12 protein-coding genes are annotated in these 19,232 nt (G+C 75.1%); 10 read left to right on the top strand and 2 right to left on the bottom strand.

Annotated features, from left to right (window positions below; translation table 11 throughout):
* The first annotated feature begins 107 nt into the window (after positions 1-107).
* The 8 genes from RM779_RS00995 to RM779_RS00960 all read left to right on the top strand — a co-directional run bounded on the left by RM779_RS00995 (position 108) and on the right by RM779_RS00960 (position 12,616).
* Positions 108-2,210 (top strand): putative bifunctional diguanylate cyclase/phosphodiesterase, encoded by a 2,103-nt coding sequence (locus RM779_RS00995; RefSeq protein ID WP_311614738.1) that lies wholly within the window; start codon positions 108-110, stop codon positions 2,208-2,210.
* 126 nt (positions 2,211-2,336) lie between these two features.
* Entirely contained in the window at positions 2,337-2,633 is a 297-nt protein-coding gene (gatC, locus tag RM779_RS00990) for an Asp-tRNA(Asn)/Glu-tRNA(Gln) amidotransferase subunit GatC (protein WP_077063190.1), read from the top strand.
* 5 nt (positions 2,634-2,638) lie between these two features.
* Entirely contained in the window at positions 2,639-4,132 is a 1,494-nt protein-coding gene (gene gatA, locus RM779_RS00985) for an Asp-tRNA(Asn)/Glu-tRNA(Gln) amidotransferase subunit GatA (RefSeq protein WP_311614734.1), read from the top strand.
* Complete coding sequence (locus RM779_RS00980; RefSeq protein WP_311614732.1) at positions 4,129-4,356, top strand: hypothetical protein; 228 nt, start codon at positions 4,129-4,131, stop codon at positions 4,354-4,356. The genes gatA and RM779_RS00980 overlap by 4 nt, the downstream gene beginning before the upstream one ends.
* Before the next feature lie 88 nt (positions 4,357-4,444).
* Positions 4,445-5,896, top strand: coding sequence for an Asp-tRNA(Asn)/Glu-tRNA(Gln) amidotransferase subunit GatB (gene gatB, locus RM779_RS00975; RefSeq protein ID WP_394813205.1), 1,452 nt, complete (start codon positions 4,445-4,447; stop codon positions 5,894-5,896).
* A gap of 130 nt (positions 5,897-6,026) precedes the next feature.
* Entirely contained in the window at positions 6,027-9,083 is a 3,057-nt protein-coding gene (locus tag RM779_RS00970; RefSeq protein ID WP_311614728.1) for an ATP-binding protein, read from the top strand.
* A gap of 261 nt (positions 9,084-9,344) precedes the next feature.
* The gene (locus RM779_RS00965; RefSeq protein ID WP_311614727.1) at positions 9,345-9,557 is read left to right on the top strand and encodes a hypothetical protein; all 213 of its coding nucleotides are present in this window, start codon (positions 9,345-9,347) and stop codon (positions 9,555-9,557) included.
* 44 nt (positions 9,558-9,601) lie between these two features.
* Positions 9,602-12,616, top strand: coding sequence for a helix-turn-helix transcriptional regulator (locus RM779_RS00960; protein ID WP_311614725.1), 3,015 nt, complete (start codon positions 9,602-9,604; stop codon positions 12,614-12,616).
* A 75-nt stretch (positions 12,617-12,691) separates the two neighbouring features.
* Here RM779_RS00960 and RM779_RS00955 read toward each other — a convergent pair whose 3' ends face one another.
* Positions 12,692-13,900, bottom strand: coding sequence for a PQQ-dependent sugar dehydrogenase (locus RM779_RS00955; protein ID WP_311614723.1), 1,209 nt, complete (start codon positions 13,898-13,900; stop codon positions 12,692-12,694).
* A gap of 86 nt (positions 13,901-13,986) precedes the next feature.
* Positions 13,987-14,985, bottom strand: a complete 999-nt coding sequence (locus RM779_RS00950) for an aldo/keto reductase (RefSeq protein WP_311614721.1) — start codon at positions 14,983-14,985, stop codon at positions 13,987-13,989.
* Positions 14,986-15,091: 106 nt separating this feature from the next.
* Here RM779_RS00950 and RM779_RS00945 point away from each other — a divergent pair, with 106 nt between their 5' ends.
* The gene (locus RM779_RS00945) at positions 15,092-16,045 is read left to right on the top strand and encodes a 2-hydroxyacid dehydrogenase (protein WP_311614719.1); all 954 of its coding nucleotides are present in this window, start codon (positions 15,092-15,094) and stop codon (positions 16,043-16,045) included.
* A 111-nt stretch (positions 16,046-16,156) separates the two neighbouring features.
* Entirely contained in the window at positions 16,157-19,018 is a 2,862-nt protein-coding gene (locus tag RM779_RS00940; RefSeq protein ID WP_311615448.1) for a putative bifunctional diguanylate cyclase/phosphodiesterase, read from the top strand.
* Positions 19,019-19,232: the final 214 nt, after the last annotated feature.

Below are 19,232 nucleotides of genomic sequence, written 5' to 3'. Positions count from 1 at the left end.
TTCAGGAAGCGCGCAGGTTCCCTGCCCCTCCCGCCGCCACGCGGCCTAGGGTGGGGAGGTGCGCCCGCTCGGGCGCCGGCGACACCGGCCGTGAGAGGGAATCCCGCATGCAGTCAGCCCCCCGCGGAAGGCCCGTTCCGCTGCGCGGTCCGGCCTGGCTCTCCCGGTATCTGAGGCCCGCGGTCCTGGCGTGCGCCGGGGTCGCACTCCTGATAGGCGTCCTCCAGGTGCTCGCCGACGGCCGCGCCCTCTTCCCCGGCGATCGCCCCGGCTGGGGCTTCGCCGTCCTCACCGGCATCATCGTCGCCTACCTCGTCGCCGTCGACCGCGACCGCTGGTGGGGCGGCTCGGGCGCCGGTGCGGCCCTCGCCCTGGCCATGCTGCTGCTCTACGGCTGGGTCCCGGCGGTACTGGTCAGCCTGGCCGTCGTCACCCTGGTCGGCGCCGCGCGCAAGGACCGCTGGCCCGACGCCCTGCTGCACGGCGCGATCGACATGCTGGGCGTCGGCGCGGCCGCCCTGGCGCTGGCGGTCTGGGGCACCAGGCCCAGCGTCGAGCACCCCTGGGAGCCCGGTGACTGGCAGCCCTCCACCCTGCCGCAGCTGCTGCTCGGGGCCTGCGCCTACCTCGTCATATCCCGCGCGCTGCTGTGGCTGAGCACCGATCCGCCGGGCGGCCTCGACTCCCTGGCGCTCACCGCGCTGCTCCGGCAGGGTCTGGTCGCCGTGGCACTGCTGTGCACGGCGCCGCTGATCGTGGTCGTCGCCGTCGAACGCCCCCTCGTGCTGCCGCTGTTCGCGGTGCCGCTGATAGCCCTGGACTCCTCCTTCTGGATGGCGCGCGCCCGCGACGAGGACCAGCTCCTCGACCCGCTGACCGGCCTGCCCAACCGCCAGTGGCTGCTGGCCCGCACGCAGACCGCCCTGGACGAGGCGGCCCTGACGGGCGACCGCGCCGCACTCCTGCTGATCGACCTGGACAGCTTCCGTTCCGTCAACGACACCCTCGGTCACCTCACCGGCGACCGGCTCCTGCTCCAGATAGCCGACCGGATACGGCGCGAGCTGCCCGGGGACGCGGAGGCCGCCCGGCTGGGCGGCGACGAGTTCGCCGTGCTCCTGCCGCGCGTGCCGTCCGCCACCAGCGCGCAGCGCGCTGCCCGCGCCCTCATCGGCTCCCTCAGCGCCCCGCTCGATCTGGACGGACTCACGCTCGTGGTCGAGGCCAGCGTGGGCGTGGCCGTCTTCCCCGACCACGCCCCCGAGGGCGAGGGGCTGCTGCGCCGCGCCGACGTGGCGATGTACGCGGCCAAGCGCGACCGCAGCGGCGTCGAGGTCTACGAGGCCAGCCGAGACGTCAACACCCCCGACCGGCTCGCCCTGCTGGGTGACCTGCGCCGGGCCCTCGACACCGGCGAGGTCGAGCTGCACTACCAGCCGAAGGTCCGTTTCGACGGCGTCGTCGCCGGGCTCGAAGCCCTGCTGCGCTGGCAGCACCCGGACCGGGGCCGCGTTCCGCCCGACGAGTTCATCGCCATCGCCGAGACCTCGGGACTGATGCCCCGGCTCACCGAGTACGTGCTGGAAACCGCCCTCGGCCAGGTCGCCCGCTGGCGCGCGGACGGCCTCACCGTTCCCGTCGCGGTGAACGTCTCGCCCCGCGACGTGCACACTCCCGGGTTCGCCGGGGCCGTCGCCGCCCGCCTGGCCCGGCACGGCGTACCGGCCGGCTCCCTCCAGCTGGAGATCACGGAACACGTGATGCTCGAGGACCCGCAGCAGGCCGCCGACACTCTCGCCGGTCTCACCGGGCACGGCGTCCGCATGTCGCTGGACGACTTCGGCACCGGCTACTCCTCCCTGGTCCACCTGCGGCGGCTGCCGGTGAGCGAGCTGAAGATCGATCGTTCGTTCGTCGCCCGGCTCGTCGTGGACAGCGAGGACGCCGAGATCGTGCGCTGCACGGTCGAGCTGGCGCACTCCCTCGGCCTCGTCGTCGTGGCCGAGGGGGTCGAGGACGACGAGACCTGGGAACGGCTGCGCGCCCTGGGCTGCGACGCCGTCCAGGGCTGGCTGGTCGCCGCCGCGATGCCGCCCGCCGAGACCACCGCCTGGCTGCGCGCCCGCGAGACCGCGCCGCCCGAGGCGGAGTCGGCCCGCGCCACCGCGCTTCCCGCCGCCGCCCCCGCGGACGCCGAGCCGGTCCGCTGAGCGCACGGCCCGCCGGGCCCGTTCCGCGGGACCCTGCCCGGCGGGGAACGTGTGCGCGGGCCCGGGAGCGGGCGCCATAGGATTGGCCGTGAACTTGAAGCCCGCGACGAGCAAGAGGATCGCCACATGCCCGGCATCACGCGCGAGGAGGTCGCCCACCTCGCCCGGCTGGCGCGTCTGGAGCTGACGGACGAGGAGCTCGACCACTTCGCCGGACAGCTCGACGACATCATCGGCGCGGTCGCCCGCGTCGCCGACGTCGCCACCGAGGACGTACCGCCGACCTCCCACCCGCTGCCGCTCACCAACGTGATGCGCCCCGACGAGGTCAGGCCCGGCCTGACCGCGCGGCAGGCGCTGTCCGGGGCACCCGCCCAGGAGCAGCAGCGTTTCAAGGTGCCGCAGATCCTGGGGGAGGAGTGACCGACATGACCGATCTGACCCGTTCCACCGCGGCGCGGCTCGCCGCGCGCATCGCGGACGGCACCGTCAGCGCCGTCGAGGTCACGCAGGCGCACCTCGCGCGCATCGACGCCGTCGACGAGAAGGTGCACGCCTTCCTCCACGTGGACCGCGAGGGCGCGCTCGCCCAGGCCGGGGCCGTGGACGCGAAGCGGGCCAGGGGCGAGAAGCTCGGCCCGCTGGCCGGGGTGCCGCTCGCCCTCAAGGACATCTTCACCACCGAGGGCGTGCCGACGACCGTCGGCTCCCGCATCCTGGACGGCTGGGTCCCGCCGTACGACGCGACGGTGACCCGCCGCCTGAAGGAGGCCGGGATCGTCATTCTCGGCAAGACCAACATGGACGAGTTCGCCATGGGGTCCTCCACCGAGAACAGCGCCTTCGGCCCCACGGGCAACCCGTGGGACCTCACCCGCATCCCCGGCGGCTCCGGCGGCGGTTCCGCCGCCTCCCTCGCCTCCTACCAGGCGCCGCTCGCCATCGGCACCGACACCGGCGGCTCCATCCGGCAGCCCGCCGCCGTCACCGGCACCGTCGGCGTCAAGCCCACCTACGGCGGCGTCTCCCGGTACGGCATGGTCGCGTTCTCCTCCTCGCTCGACCAGGGCGGCCCCTGTGCGCGCACCATCCTGGACGCCGCGCTGCTGCACGAGGTCATCGCGGGCCACGACCCGCTGGACTCCACCTCCATCGACGCCCCGGTGCCGCCGGTCGTCGAGGCCGCGCGCAACGGCTCGGTTGCCGGGCTGCGGGTGGGCGTGCTGCGGGAGTTCCGCGGCGAGGGCTACCAGGCCGGTGTGCTCCAGCGGTTCGAGGAGTCCGTCGAGCTGCTGCGCGAGCTGGGCGCCGAGGTGGTCGAGCTGTCCTGCCCGTCCTTCGACTCCGCGCTCGCCGCCTACTACCTGATCGCCCCGTCCGAGTGTTCGTCCAACCTGGCCCGTTTCGACGCCATGCGCTACGGCCTGCGGATGGGCGACGACGGCACCAGGTCGGCCGAGGAGGTCACCTCCCTCACCCGCGAGGCGGGCTTCGGGCCCGAGGTCAAGCGGCGCATCATGCTGGGCACCTACGCGTTGTCCTCCGGCTACTACGACGCCTACTACGGCAGCGCGCAGAAGGCCCGCACGCTCGTCACGCGGGACTTCGAGCGGGCGTTCGCGCAGGTCGACGTCATCGTCGCGCCGACCACCCCGACCACCGCGTTCCCCATCGGGGAGCGCGCCGACGACCCGATGGCGATGTACCGCGCCGACCTGTGCACCATCCCGGTCAACCTCGCGGGCAACACCGCCCTGTCCCTGCCCTGCGGCCTGGCCCCCGAGGACGGGCTGCCCGTGGGGCTTCAGATCATCGCCCCCGCCCTGGCGGACGACCGGCTGTACCGCGTCGGAGCCGCGGTCGAGGCCGCGTTCGAGGCACGCTGGGGCCACCCGATCCTGGAGGAGGCACCCGCGCTATGAGCAAGAAGCAGAAGTCCAAGACGAGCATGTACATCTCGCTGGGTACGACGCTGTTCGGCACGGTGAGCGTCATCAGGCGGCTGAAGGACGCGCGGCAAGAGGGCGACACGCTTCAGCTCGCGGACGCCGTCGTCTCGGCCGCCGCCATCGTCACCGGTGTCGCCCTGCTGACGCGGGAGCTGCGCCGCATCAACGAGGACGGCTCCGGCATCCTCCCCGACTGAGCGGCACGAGCATCCGAGAGGTAGTACCCCTGTGACCGTCACCGAACTGGTGTCGTACGAGGACGCGCTCACGTCCTACGACCCCGTCATGGGCCTGGAGGTCCATGTCGAACTGGGCACCAAGACCAAGATGTTCTGCGGCTGCGCCACCACCCTGGGCGCCGAGCCCAACGCGCAGACCTGCCCGACCTGCCTCGGCCTGCCCGGCGCGCTGCCCGTGGTCAACGCGGTCGGCGTGGAGTCCGCCGTCCGCATCGGGCTCGCGCTCAACTGCGAGATCGCCGAATGGTGCCGCTTCGCCCGGAAGAATTACTTCTATCCGGACATGCCGAAGAACTTCCAGACCTCGCAGTACGACGAGCCCATCGCGTTCCACGGGTACCTCGACGTCGAGCTGGCGGACGGCGAGGTGTTCCGCGTGGGCATCGAGCGCGCCCACATGGAGGAGGACACCGGTAAGTCCACCCACATCGGGGGCGCGGCCGGCCGCATCCACGGCGCCTCGCACTCCCTGCTCGACTACAACCGGGCCGGCATCCCCCTCATCGAGATCGTCACCAAGCCGATCACCGGTGCGGGGGCGCGCGCGCCCGAGGTGGCCCGCGCCTACGTGGCCGAGCTGCGCGAGCTGATCAGGTCCCTCGGCGTCTCCGAGGCCAGGATGGAGATGGGCCAGCTGCGCTGCGACGTGAACGTTTCCCTCCGCCCGCACGGCCGGGAGGCGTTCGGGACCCGGAGCGAGACGAAGAACGTGAACTCGCTGCGCAGCGTCGAGCGTTCCGTCCGCTTCGAGATCCAGCGGCACGCGGCCGTGCTCGGCGACGGCGGCACCATCGTGCAGGAGACGCGCCACTTCCACGAGGACAACGGCACCACCACCTCGGGCCGCGTCAAGGAGGAGGCCGAGGACTACCGGTACTTCCCCGAGCCCGACCTCGTGCCGGTGGCCCCGGAGCGCGCGTGGGTGGAGGAGCTGCGGTCCGAGCTGCCCGAGCTGCCGCTCGCCCGCCGCACCAGGCTCCGCGAGGAGTGGGGGATCTCGGCGCACGAGATGCAGTCCGCGCTGAACGCGGGCGCCATCGACCTCGTCGTCGCCACGATCGCCGAGGGCGCCGACCCGGCCGCCGCCCGCAAGTGGTGGCTGGGCGAGCTGGCCCGCCGGGCCAACGAGCAGGCCACCGAGCTGGCCGCCCTGCCCATCACCCCGGCCCAGGTGGCGCGCGTCGCCGCCCTGGTCGCGGAGGGCTCGCTGAACGACAAGCTGGCGCGGCAGACCATCGAGGGCGTGCTGGCGGGCGAGGGCGGCCCGGACGAGGTGGTCGAGAAGCGCGGCCTGCGCATCGTCTCCGACGAGGGGGCCCTCGGGCAGGCCGTGGACGACGCCATCGCGGGCAACCCGGCCATCGCCGACAAGATCCGCGGCGGCAAGGTGGCCGCCGCGGGCGCCCTGGTCGGCGCCGTGATGAAGGCGACCCGCGGTCAGGCGGACGCCGCCCGCGCGCGGCAGCTGATCCTGGAGCGGCTGGGCGCCGCCGAGTAGCGACGGGTTCCCGTACCGCGGCCCCGGCCGGTCCCGAGCGGGCCGGCCGGGGCCTTTTCCGGCCCGCGCCGCCGGTCGTTCCGCGCCGCCGGTCGTTCAGCGCCGCCGGTCGTTCCGGCCGATCGCCGGGGTGACCGCGGATACCGCGCGGCCGGGCGGGCGTGCCATCCTCGACGGCGTGGAGAGCCGCAGCCCGAGCCCCGTGTTCGTCGGCCGCGCCGCCGAGCTGGCGGAGCTGTCGGCCGGTCTCGGCCGGGCCCGCGCGGGCGTGCCCCAGGCGTTCGTGATCGGTGGCGAGGCGGGTATCGGCAAGACGCGGCTGGTCGAGGAGTTCCTGACCCGCGCCCGGGCCGAGGGCGCCGTCACCGCCACCGGCGCGTGCGTCGAGCTGAGCGCGGGCGCACTGCCGTTCGCGCCGGTGTCCGCCGTGCTGCGCGCCCTGCACCGGCGCCTCGGCCGGGCCGTGGCGCGGGCCGCCGCCGGGCACGAGGCGGAGCTGGCCGGACTGCTGCCCGAGCTGGGCACCGCGGGCCGCACCGCGGGCGAGCCCCAGGACCGCGCCCGGTGGCACGAACTGATCACCCGGCTCCTCGAACGGCTGGCCGCCGCCCGCCCGCTCGTCGTCACCATCGAGGACCTGCACTGGTCCGACGGCTCCACCCGCGACCTGCTCGGCTACCTCTTCCGCTCCGTGCACCACGGCACCCGCCTCCTCGTCCTGGCCACCTACCGCACCGACGACCTGCACAGCCGCCACCCGCTCCGCCCCTACCTGGCCGGGCTCGACCGGCTGCGCACCGTCCGCCGCACCGAACTCCGCCCGTTCACTTCAGCCGAGGTCGCCGCCCAGCTGACCGGCCTCACCGGCGCCGCGCCCGCGCCCGAACTGCTCTCCGGCATCCACGCACGCTCCGAGGGGAACCCGTTCTTCGTCGAGGAGCTGACCGCGGCCGGCCAGGGCACCGGCCTCAGCCGCACCCTGCGCGACCTGCTGCTCGTGCGCGTCGAGGCGCAGCCCGACGCGGTACAGGACGTGCTGCGGGCCGTCGCGGCCGGCGGCCACCGGGTGGAGCACCGGGTGCTGGCCGCGGCCGTCCCGCGGCCCGAGTCCGAGCTGCTGACGGCGCTGCGCACCGCGGTCGGCGCCCACCTGCTCGCGCCGACCGGCGAGGGCGACGGCTACCGCTTCCGGCACCCCCTGCTGCGCGAAGCCGTCCTCGACGACCTGCTGCCCGGTGAACGGGCCCGGCTGAACCGGCGCTTCGCCGAAGCGCTCGAACGGCACGGCGACCTGGTGCCCGAGGACGAACGGGCCGCCCGCCTCGCCGGCCACTGGTACCACGCGGGCGACCGGGCCAAGGCGCTCCCGGCCGTGCTCGCCGCCGCCGACCGGGCCCGCCACCGCCACGCCTACGCCGAACAACTGCGGTTGCTGGAACGCGCCCTCGGCCTGTGGGACGGCGTCCCACCGGCCGTGCTCGCCGGGCTGCGCCCGGGCGGGCGGACCGGAGGCCACCCCGGCGCCGGTCCTGGCCCGCGGCCCGCGTCCCTGGTGGACCTGCTCGCCGAGGCGACCGGGGCCGCCGCCCTCGCCGGCCGGCCCGACCGGGCGCTGACCTTGAGCGGACGGGCCCTGCGGCTCATCGACGAACGCCACGAACCGCTGCGCGCCGCCTGGTTCTGGGCCCAGCGCGCCCGCGTCCGCGAAGGGTTCGGCCGCAGCGAAGGCCATGCCGAGCTGGACCGCGCCCGGGACCTGGTGCGCGGCCTGCCACCGTCCCTCGTCCACGCCCAGGTGATGGCGCTGGCCGCCGCCAGACTCCTGGCGGAGCGGCCGGGGCCCGAGCTGTTCGAGACCGCGGAGCGCGCCGCTGCGCTGGCCCGCCTGGTGGGCGGGGAGAGCGTCGAGCTGGACGCCCGGATCACCCTCGCCCGCCTGCGGGCCGACGCGGGGGAGACCGCCGAGGGGCTGGCCGAGCTGTCCGCCGTGCGCGACCGTATCCTGGCGCGCGGCGAGGTGGGCCTGCTCGGGCGCTGCCTGGTCGGCCAGGTGTCGACGCTGGGCCTGGCCGGGCAGTTCTCGCACGTCGCGGAACTGTCCGCGGAAGCACTTGGCCTCGCCGACCGCTACGGTCTGGCCGACACCCGGGGCCGCCTCGCGGCCGCCCACGCGAACGCCCTGGTCCAGCTCGGCCGCTGGCAGGAGGCGGACGCCGCCCTGGCCGCCGCCGGGGAACGGGCGCACGCCGTCCACCCGCGGGTCGCCGCCCTGCTGGTCGCCGGCCACCTGGCCGTGCTGCGGGGCGACCTCGCGGCGGCCCGCGCCGCGTCGGCGGACATCCGCGGCGAGATCCGCACCCCCGACCCGCGGCCCGCGTTCGTCATCGAGCTGGCCCGGCTCGACGTGGCGACCGCGGCGGCCGAGGGGCGCACCGAGGCGGCCAGGGAGGCGTTCGCGCGTGCGGCGAGCGGCACGTTCCCGCCGTTCAGCTCGCCCCAGGTGTGGGGCCTGCTGCTGGCCGCCGCGGACGCCGAGGCGGCCGCCCGCGGCCGGCCCGCCGCCGCGCCGGGCAGGGCCGCGGCCCTGGCGCGGATCAGGCAGACGATGAAGGTCCGGCCGAGGAAGCCCCCGACGTGGTCCGCGCACGCGCTGTTCGTCGAGGCACTGCTGCTGCGGGCCGAGGGCAGGGACGCCCCGGCCCAGTGGGCCGGGGCGGTCACCGCGTTCGAACGGCTCGGCCTGCCCCACCAGTTGGCCGCCGCCCGCCTGTCCTGGGCGGAGGCGCTGCTCGGCGGCCCCGCGGGCCGGACCGCCGCGCGCGCCGAGGACCGCGACCAGGCCGCCGAACTGCTGCGGTCGGCCCGCGCCACGGCCGCCGCCCTGGGCGCGGAGCCGCTGGGCGCGCGCGCCCGGAAGGCCGCGGCCCGCGCCTGTATCGACCTCGCGGGTCCCGGCGTCCTGATGCCCGCCGCGGCGCGGGACCCGTTCGGCCTGACCCGCCGCGAGCGCGAGGTGCTCGCGCTGGTGGCCGCGGGGCGGAGCAACCGGCAGATCGGCGAGGAGCTGTCCATCTCGCAGAAGACGGCGAGCGTCCACGTTTCCAACATCCTCGCCAAGCTGGCGGTCCCCGGCCGCGTCGAGGCCGCGGCCCTCGCCCGCCGGCTGAAGCTGGTCCCGGCCGGCTGACCACCACCCCCGCGCCCGCCGCCTCGCGTCTCCCGCCGCCTCGCGTCTCCCGCCGCCCCCGCCCGGCACCTCAGGCCGCAGGGCGCCCGTCGCCCCGGGACCGGACGTCAGGACCCGCCGCGGCAGCGGCCTAAGGCCCCCGCACCCCGCCGTCTAAGGCACCGGGGCGGCGCACAGTTCCGGATGCTGCCCGATGCGGCGGCCCCTCCTTGCCGCGGAGCCTTGAGGTACCGGGAAAGGCCCGGGACCGAGGAGCGGACGATGCTGCACGAGATGTACGAACTGGAAGCCAGGATGCGGGCCAGGCGCGAGGAGGGGGCACAGGAACGGCTCGCCGCCGAGGTGCGCAGGGCGCGCAGGGAACGCCGCGCCGCGGAGGCCGCCGCCCGGGCCCGGGACGGGCGCGAGCGTGCCGGACGGCCGGCGGCCGGCGGCGGGTGGCGTCGCATGCTGCGGTGGGGCACGGGGGCCTGATAATGGCCGACCCGCTGTCAGTGGCATATGCGATGCTGCGAGACATGCAGACCAAAACCGTCAGTCCCGTCTTCGTCGGACGCGCGCCCGAGCGCAGCGCCCTGACCGAAGGGCTCGCCGAGGCCACCGACGGCCGGCCGCAGGCCGTGCTGATCGGTGGCGAGGCCGGGGTCGGCAAGACGCGTCTGGTGGAGGAGTTCCTGCGGCAGGCCGGCGAGGCCGGGGCGGTCACCGCCGTCGGCGCCTGCGTCGAAGTCGGCGCCGACGGCCTGCCGTTCGCACCCGTCTCCACCGTGCTGCGCGCGCTCCACCGCCAGCTCGGCGAGGAGCTGACGCAGGCCGCCGCCGGGTTCGGCGGCGAGCTGGCGCGGCTGCTCCCCGAGCTGGGGGAGCCGAGCGCCGCGGTGCGCGCGGCCCGCGACGTGGAGGTGCGCGGCCGCCTCTTCGAGCTGACGGGCCGGCTGCTGGAGACGCTGGCGCAGGAGCGCGTGCTCGCCCTCGTGATCGAGGACCTGCACTGGTCGGACACCTCCACGCGGGAGCTGCTGAGCTACCTTTTCCGCTCCCTCCAGGGCGGCCGGGTGATGATCGTCACCACCTACCGCTCCGACGACATCCACCGGCGCCACCCGCTGCGCCCGTTCCTCGCCGAGCTGGACAGGCTGCGGACGGTGCAGCGCCTGGAGCTGCCCCGTTTCACGCGCGAAGAGGTGCGCAGCCAGCTCGCCGGCATACGCGGCAGCCGGCCGCCCGAAGATCTGCTCGACCAGGTCTACCGGCGTTCGGACGGCAATGCCTTCTTCGTCGAGGAGCTGGCCAGTATCTCCGACGGCTGCGGCTCGGGCGGCATCAGCGACTCCATCCGCGATCTGCTGCTCGTGCGGGTCGAGGCACTGCCGGAGACCGCGCAGAGCGTGGTGCGGGTCGCGGCCAAGGGCGGTTCCAAGGTGGAGTACGGGCTGCTGCGCGCCGTGGCCGGGCTCGGTGAGGACGAGCTGATCGCCTCCCTCCGCGCCGCGGTCGGAGCCAGCATCCTCCGGGCGGCGGAGGACGGCACCTACCGTTTCCGGCACGCGCTGGTGCGTGAGGCCGTCGACGACGACCTGCTGCCGGGCGAGCGCTCCCGGCTCAGCCGCCAGTACGCGCAGGCCCTGGAGGCCGAGCCCACACTGGTGCCGGCCGGCGAGCGCGCCGCCCGCCTCGCGACGTTCTGGTACCACGCGCACGACCCGGCCAAGGCGCTGCCCGCCGTGGTGCGGGCGGCCACCGGCGCCCGCTGTCAGCACGCCTACGCCGAGCAGCTCCAGCTGCTCGAGCGCGCACTCGAGCTGTGGGACGACGCGCCCGCCGAGGTGAAGCGGTCGTTGGAGGTCGCCGAGGATGCCGAGTCCTACCCGCTGTGCGACTGCGGGGACGAGGCGCTGAGCTTCCTCGACATGCTCGCCGAGATGACGCTCGCCGCCCGGTACGCGGGCGAGCCCGAGCGGGGCCTGTCCGTGATCAACCGGGCGCTCCGCTCCCTGGAGCGGCTCGACCACCCGCTGCGCGCCGCCTGGTTCTGGGCGGAGAAGTCGCGCCTCATGCGCAACCTCGGGCGCGGCACCGGCTGGGAGGAGCTGGGTACCGCGCAGGAGCTGCTGCGCGGCTTCGACCCCTCCCCGGTGCACGCCCGGGTGCTGACCGAGGCCGCGCTGTGGGGTGCCGTCTTCGACCCGGGGCCCGGCAGTCTGGCGATAGCCAGGCGCGCGGTGGAGCTGGCCCGGGAGGTCGGCGACGAGAATGCCGAGCTGAACGCGCTGCTCAGCCGCGGTGGGCTGCTGATCGAGACGGGCCGTGGCGAGTCGGGCGTCGCCGACATGCGGGGGGTGCTTGAGCGGGTCGTCCACTCCGATCTGGTGGGGGTGTTCACCCGCAGCCACATCAATCTCCAGTCGCTGCTGCAGTCCATGGGCCGCTCCGAGGAGTCCCTTGAAGTGGCCGAGGAGGGCATCGAGCTGGCCTACCGTTACGGGCTGGCCGACACCCAGTCGTGGCTCCATGGGAACCGGTCGGATGCCCTCTTCTCCCTCGGCCGGTGGGCGGAGGCCGAGGAGGCCGCGCTGAGCGCGCGGCGCAGCGGTCAGATGCCGGTGACGCGGTCCCTGGCCGCGCAGCGGCTCGCCCGGCTCGCGCTCGCCCACGGTGATCTGGCCGCGGCCGAGACGGAGATCGCGGCCATGCGGGAGCACCACCGCCCGTACCACGGGGCGGCCGCCCAGTACGCGCACGCGGCGGCGGAGTACCAGATCGCGCTCGCCGCGCACCAGGGCCGCATCCTCGACGCCCGCCGCCTCTTCGCCGATGTCGCCGCGGTCGGCCTCGGCACCGGTTCGGGTTCCTATACGTGGCCGATGCTGGCCGCCGCGGCGGAGGCCGAGTCCGCCGCGCGCGGCGTGCCCGCCGCGGCCCCGGGACAGCCCGAGGCGGTTGCCGCCATCCGGGCCTACGCGAGCGGGATACGCCGCGACTACCCGGTGTGGGTCGGCTACGCGGCGCTCGTCGAGGCGGAGCTGCGCCGCGCGGAGGGCACCTCGCGGGCCGCGGACTGGGCGGCGGCGGTGGCCGCGTTCGAGAAGGTGTGCCGCCCCTTCGAGCTGGCCCGGATGCGCACCCGCTGGGCCGAGGCGCTGCTCGCCGAGGGCGAGCGGGAGCGTGCGGGGGACCTGCTCGTGCGGGCCCAAGCGGTGGCGGTGCGGCTGGGCGCCGGGCCGCTGAGGGCACAGACCGAGCGGCTGGCCCGGCGCGCCCGGCTGCCCCTGACGGCGGGCGGGGCCGGGGCGGCGGGGCCCGGCGAGCCGGAGACCTTCGGTCTGACCCGGCGCGAGCGGGACGTGCTGACGCTGGTGGCCGCCGGCCGGAGCAACCGGCAGATAGCGGAGGAGCTGTTCATCTCGCCGAAGACGGCGAGCGTCCACGTCTCCAACATCCTCGCCAAGCTCGAAGTCGCCGGCCGCGGCGAGGCCGCGGCCCTGGCCCACCGGCTGGGCATCGTCAGCACGGAGATCGCCACGCCCGCCTGAGGGCGGACCGGCGGCCCCGCCGACCGAGCACCGCGCCCGTCCCGCGGTTCGCGTCCGTCCCGCGGTTCGCGCGCGTCAGCGGACGCGCAGCCGCAGAATGCGGTCGTCGTCCCCGTCCGGAGAGCCGCGGCTGTCCGTCTCGTTCGTCACCAGCAGCAGCTCGTCGCCGCCGGTCGCGAGCAGTGCGCGCAGCCGCCCGTACTCGCCCTCGAAGAAGGACTGCGGCTCGGCGGCCGGCTCGCTCCCGTCCAGCGGTACGCGCCACAGCCGCTCCCCGCGCAGCGCCGCCAGCCACAGCGAGCCCTGGCTGAACGCGAGGTCGCTCGGGGAGGCTTCCGCGGGCGGCCACTGCTCCACGGGGTCGACGAATCCGGCGTCCTCGCCGCCCCTGCCCTCGTACTCGGGCCAGCCGTAATTGGCGCCGGGCTCGATCCGGTTCAGCTCGTCCCACGCGTCATTGCCGAACTCGGCGGCCCACAGCTGCTCCGTGCCGTCCCACGCCAGCCCCTGCACGTTGCGGTGGCCCATCGAGTAGACCAGCGAGCCGGGGTCGGGATTGTCCTCTGGCGGCTCGCCCGTCTCCGGGTCGATGCGCAGGATCTTGCCCGCCAGGGACTCCGCGTCCTGCGCCAGGTCCCCGTCGCCGATGTCCCCGGTCGAGGCGTACAGCATCCCGTCCGGGCCGAACGCCAGACCGCCCCCGTTGTGGATCACCTCGCCCCGCGGAATGCCGGTGAGCAGCTCGCCGTCCGGCGTCAGCCGCTCGCCCGCGGGCGCGGACGCGTCGTAGCGGAAGACGGAGATGCGGTTGTCGGACTCCGCGGTGTAGTAGGCGAACAGGCGCCCGCCGGGCTCGAAGTCCGGCTCCAGCGCGAGACCGAGCAGCCCGCCCTCGCCCTGGCCGCCCGCCACCCCGGGCACCGTGCCCGCCTCCTCGGTATCGCCGGAGTCCGCGTCCACCACGTCCACCCGGCCGCCGTCCCGCGACCCCACCAGCAGGTCGCCGTCCGGCAGCGAGACGATGCCCCACGGGGAGTCGAGCCCTTCGGCGACGGTCTCCACCACCTCCGCCTCGCCCTGGGCGGGCGCGGCCGAAGGGCTCGCCTCCGCGGTCTCCTCTGTCTCCTCCGCGCTGTCCGACGGGGCCGGCTCCGAGGCGGACGCGGACTCCTCCCGGCCGCCGTCGCCCTCCTCGTCCCCGCCGTCCGAGGAACAGCCGGCCGCGAGCACGGCCAGCGCGAGAAGCGCGGCCGGCCCGCCGCGCCGGACGCCACGTACGGTCATCAGCACCTCCCGGCTCATCCGCGGAACAGCACCGCGTGGCCCGGCTGCCCGGGCACCGACTCCAAGAGTGCCCGGTGCGCGACGCCTCACTCCCACGACTCGCGCGCGGGCGGCAGCGCCTCGATCTCCGCGAGGTCCCCTTCGGTCAGGTCGAGCCCGGCGGCCCCCGCGTTCTCCCTGGCCCAGTGCTCCCGCCGGGTGCCGGGCAGGGCGATCACGCCGGGGCCCTGCGCCAGCAGCCACGCCAGCGCCACCTGCGCGGGCGTGGCCCCGGCGTGCCGGGCGGCGACCCGCCGCAGTCCGGCCACCACCGGCTGGTTGGCCGCCATCATCTCGGCCGTGAACCGCGGGTGCCTGGCCCGCAGGTCGGCCGGTTCGAAGCCGCCGCCGGGCACCAGCGTGCCGGTCAGGAAGCCGCTGCCCAGCGGCATCGCCGCCAGGAACCCGACGCCCCTCGTCTCGCACCAGGGCAGCAGCTCCGCCCGCGCCGCGGTGGACCACACCGACAGCTCGGCCTGCACCGCGCTCACCGGGAACACCTGCTGCACCCGCGACAGCGCCCCGAGCGCCGGACCGTAACCCCCCGCCGCGGACGCGCCGGGGCCGCCGCGCGCCGTCACGGCGCACAGGCCCAGCGCCCGGACCTTCCCCGCCCGCACCAGCTCCGCCATCGCCCCCCAGGTCTCCTCGACCGGCACCTCCGGGTCGACGCGGTGCAGCTGGTAGAGGTCGATGACGTCCGTCCGCAGCCGGCGCAGCGACGCGTCGCAGGCCCGACGCACGTACTCGGGGCGCCCGTTGGCCACGATGTGCTGCTCGCCCACCACGAGCCCGCACTTGGCCGCGACGAACGCGTCGGCCCGCCGCTCCTTGAGCACCCGGCCGAGCAGCAGCTCATTGGTGAACGGCCCGTACATGTCGGCGGTGTCGAGCAGCGTGCACCCCGCGTCCAGCGCGGCGTGCACGGCGCGCAGCGCCGCGTCGCCATGCCGCCCCGGCGTCGTGTAGCCCCAGCTCATCGGCATGCAGCCGAGCCCGACGGCCCCGACCCGCAGCGCCCCCGCCCCCATCGTCCGGTACCGCACCTGCCGCCGATCCCTCCACGCACTCGCCCCGCCGCGCCGTCTCCAACGTAACGGCTGCCGCTGACAGCCCCCGCCCCGGGCCATGGCCAGGGCTTAGCCTGGCGCTATGACCACACCGGATGTCTGGCTGCCCTTCCCGCCCGCTGAGCTCGCGTCCCTGCCCAGCTCGCTGAACTACGTCCACTGGAACGGGGAGCCCGACTTCCCTGCCGATCCGGCCCGTTGTGCCTTCTACGCCGTCCCCTACATGAAGGGCGCGGAGGTCGCGGTGCGTCCGCTCGCGCACATGCCGCGGGTGCGCGTCGTGCAGACCCTGACCGCGGGCGTCGAACACATGCTGCCCCGCGTGCCCGACCTGCCCGCGGATGCCGTGCTGTGCAACGCGGGTGACCTGCACAACACCAGCACCGGCGAGCTGGCCCTCGCCCTCGCCCTGGCCGCCCAGCGCGACATCCCCGGCGCGGTGCGCAACGCGCAGCAGGGGCGCTGGGAGTCGGCAGTGCGCCCCTCGCTCGCCGACCGCCGTGTGCTGATCCTCGGTTACGGCGGCATCGGCGGTGCCGTCGAGGACCGGCTGCTTCCGTTCGAGGTCGCCGAGGTCATACGGGTCGCCAGCCGCGCGCGGGAGAGCGAACGCGGGCCCGTGCACGGCATCGACGAGCTGCCAGGACTGCTGCCCCTGGCCGAGATCGTGTTCGTCACCACGCCGCTGACGGAGGCCACCCGTGGCCTGGTCGGCGCCGAGTTCCTCGCCCGCATGCCCGACGACGCCCTGCTGGTGAACGTCGCCCGCGGCGCCGTCGTGGACACCAAGGCGCTGCTCGCCGAGCTGGAATCGGGGCGGCTGCGCGCGGCGCTCGACGTCACCGACCCGGAGCCGCTGCCCGCGGAGCACCCGCTGTGGCGGGCGCCCGGCGTGCTGATCACCCCGCACGTCGGTGGCCCGACCAGCGCCTTCAGGCCCCGGGCCGAACGGCTGCTGCACGCCCAGCTCACGCGCTTCGCGGCGGGTGAGCCGCTGCGCCACGTCGTCGCGGCGGGGGGCGCGTCAACCGTGTGACGAGCTTCCCCCATGCCGTTACTTTAAGTAAGTTTCCTATGTCGCTGCGTGACGGTTCTGGTGTATCGTCCGTCCGGGGTGAGCCCGGAACGAGAGGGGGGCGACAAGGCGATGCACTGCCCACGGGACAACGGGGAGCTGCCGCGGGGCCATCGGGCCCAGGTGGGGTCCCTGCCGCAGCTCGCACTCGCCGCGGTCTGCGCGGGCTACGCGGCGGGGGCCGTCCTCGGCTGGGGGTCGCCCCGCGTGGCCGCGGCCATGGGGGACTTCGGACTGAGCGCCGCCGCGCTCCTCGCCGCGGGCTCCTGCCTGTGGTACGCCCGCGATCACGCCGGTGAATGCCGCACCGCCTGGGCCCTGTTCGGCATCTCCTCGGTCATGATGGCTCTGGGGAACGGGATCTGGGGCTGGTACGAGGTGGTGCTCCAGCAGCAGGTGCCGCCCCTCTCGGTGGCCGACCTGTGTTTCCTGCTGTTCGCGCCGCTGGCCATCATCGGCCTGCTCCTGCTGGCCAAGCGGCCGGTCACCCGGGCCGGCTGGGTCTGCCTCGGCCTGGACTCCTGGCTCATCGGCGGCTCGATGATGACCCTTTCCTGGAGCGTCGCCCTCGCACAGGCCGCCGAGCGGCAGGGCGAGACGCTGACCCGGGCGGCCCTCGCGCTGGCGTACCCGCTGCTCGACATCGCGCTCGTCAGCATGGTGCTCGTCCTGCACTTCCGGCGCAGCGCCGTGCACCGCCCCTCGATCAACGCGGCGATCGGCGCGCTCGGCCTGACCGTGCTGTGCGACGCGCTGTTCACCTCGCCGATGCTCCGCGAGCAGTACAGCTCGGGACGACTGCTCGACGCCGGCTGGTTCGCCGGCTCGCTGCTGCTCGCCTGCGCGCCGTGGATGGCGCCACGCCCGCAAGAGGGCGGGACGGCCGAGGAGCGGGCGGACCGCGCGCCCGCCGGGTGGCCCTGCCGGGCCCTCGGCGGCTCGCTGGCCGGGCTCGCGCCCTACCTCGCCGCCGCCGTCTGCGTGCTCAGCATCCTGTTCACCGTGGTAAGCGGCCGGCACGTCGACCGGGTGGTCGTCTTCGCCGCCTGCGCGGTCGTTCTCGCGCTGCTGGTCCGCCAGGGCATCACGCTCATGGACAACGTGTCCCTGACCAGGGAGCTGGCGCAGAAGGAAAACTACTTCAGGTCGCTGGTGCAGGGGTCGAGCGACGTCATCATGATCGCCGACCGGGACGGGAGCCTGCGCTACGTCAGCCCCGCCGCGAGCGGCGTCTACGGGCGGGAGGCCGAGCGCCTGACCGGCAGCGCGCTGTCCGAGCTGATCCACCCCGACGACTTCGGCCGCGTCCAGCACGAGCTGCTCCGCTTCCTCTCCGCCCCGGCCGCCCGCGAGCACGCCACCAGGATCGAGTGCCGTGTGCGGCACGCCGCGGGCCACTGGCTGAATGTGGAGTCCAGCGTGAAGCGGCACCAGGGCGGCCTCATCTTCAACACCAGAGACGTCACCGAGCGCGTGCGGCTCCAGGCGCAGCTCCAGCACAGCGCCTCCCACGACACCCTCACCGACCTGCCCAACCGCGCCCTGTTCATCGAGCGGGTCCGACTGGCCCTCGGCGGGGGCGGCGGGCCCGAGGCCGCGGTGCTGTTCATCGACCTCGACGGCTTCAAGGCGGTCAACGACTCGGTCGGCCACCAGGCGGGGGACGAGCTGCTGATCCATGCGGCCCAGCGGCTGCGGGAGTCCGTGCGGGCCGGGGACACCACCGCGCGGCTCGGCGGCGACGAGTTCGCCGCGCTCATCGCGGGAGACGCCGGCGGCGAGCAGCAGCCGAGGGAGTACCGGATACTGGAGATCGCCGAGCGGGTGCGGGCCGCCCTCAGCCGTCCCTATGCGATCGACGGCCGGGAGATCCGCGTGACCGCCAGCATCGGCATCGCCTTCGCCGAGCCGGGCGCGAGCCCCGCCGCGCTGATGCGCAGGGCCGACCTGGCCATGTACCGCGCCAAGCAGTCGGGCAAGGGCCGCGTCGAGCTGTACGACCCGCGGCTCCAGGCCGAGGCCGTACGCCGCACGGAGCTGGCCGACCGGCTCGGCCGCGCGCTGGACGCGGGGGAGTTCACCCTGCTCCACCAGCCCATCGTGGAGCTGGCCGACGGACGTGTCGCCGCCGTCTGCGCCCAGGCCCGCTGGCGCTCCGCACACGGCCACCTCGCCACCCCGATCGAGTTCCTCAGGGGCGGCCCCCGCGAGCTGCCCGCCGCCCCGACGCCCGAGGACGGCCGCGCCGCCGAGGTCACCGGCTGGCTGCTGGAGCAGACCGTCACCGAGGCCGCCCGCCGCCACCGCACGGGCCTGACCGTTCCCGTCAGCGTGCGCGTCCCCAGCGGGCGCCTCGCCGACCGCGCCCTCGGAGTCGGCGGGGTCGAGACGCTGCTCGGGCGGCACGGGCTGCCGCCCGAGGCCCTGATGATCGAGCTGCCCGAGGCCGACACAGTCCTCGCCTCGGGCGAGCTGCGCGGCCGCCTGACGGACCTCAGCCGCCTCGGTGTGGGCATCGCCCTCGGCGGGTTCGGCAGCGGCGGCACCGCGGCCGCCGCCCTGCACCGCCTGCCCGTCGACCTGGTCCGCCTCGACGGCGAGCTGGTCGACGGGCTGCTGGAGTCGGCCCCGCTGAGCACCATCGCCGCGGGGCTGCTGCGCATGGCCGCCGACCTCGGGATCGACTCGCTCGCCGACGGGGTGGACCTGCCGGAGCAGGCCGTCGCCCTGCGCGCCCTCGGCTGCCGCCGCGGCCAGGGCCTGGCGTTCAGCGAGCCGCTCGAGCCCGTCCGGCTGCGCCGGGTGCTGGACGTGGGCCACCTGCCGGTTCCGCCCGACACCGTCCGGGTGACGGCGCAACATCCCGTGCAGGCACCGCCCCGCACGGGCAGGACCGCGGCCGATTCCACCCCTTCCTCCACCGCGCCCACATAGTGAGACGTCATTCGCGCTCGCTTGACACACGGCAGGAGGAAAGAGCAGTGTCTGACCCATGCGCACCCGAATTCTCGTACTTGGACGGCGCGTCGGCTGACCCCGGGCTCACCCCGAGGACCCACAGCGGCGCGCTCCCCCTCGCATGCCTTACGGCACGAGGGGTTTTTTGTTGCACCAGTGCGCGGAAGACCCCTCCCCACCCCCCTCCCGA

This window comes from Streptomyces johnsoniae, assembly GCF_031845565.1.
GTDB classification, from domain to species: domain Bacteria; phylum Actinomycetota; class Actinomycetes; order Streptomycetales; family Streptomycetaceae; genus Streptomyces; species Streptomyces johnsoniae.
The sequence above is the reverse complement of the archived record's forward strand: the minus strand, read 5'-3'. Positions and strand labels throughout refer to the sequence as shown.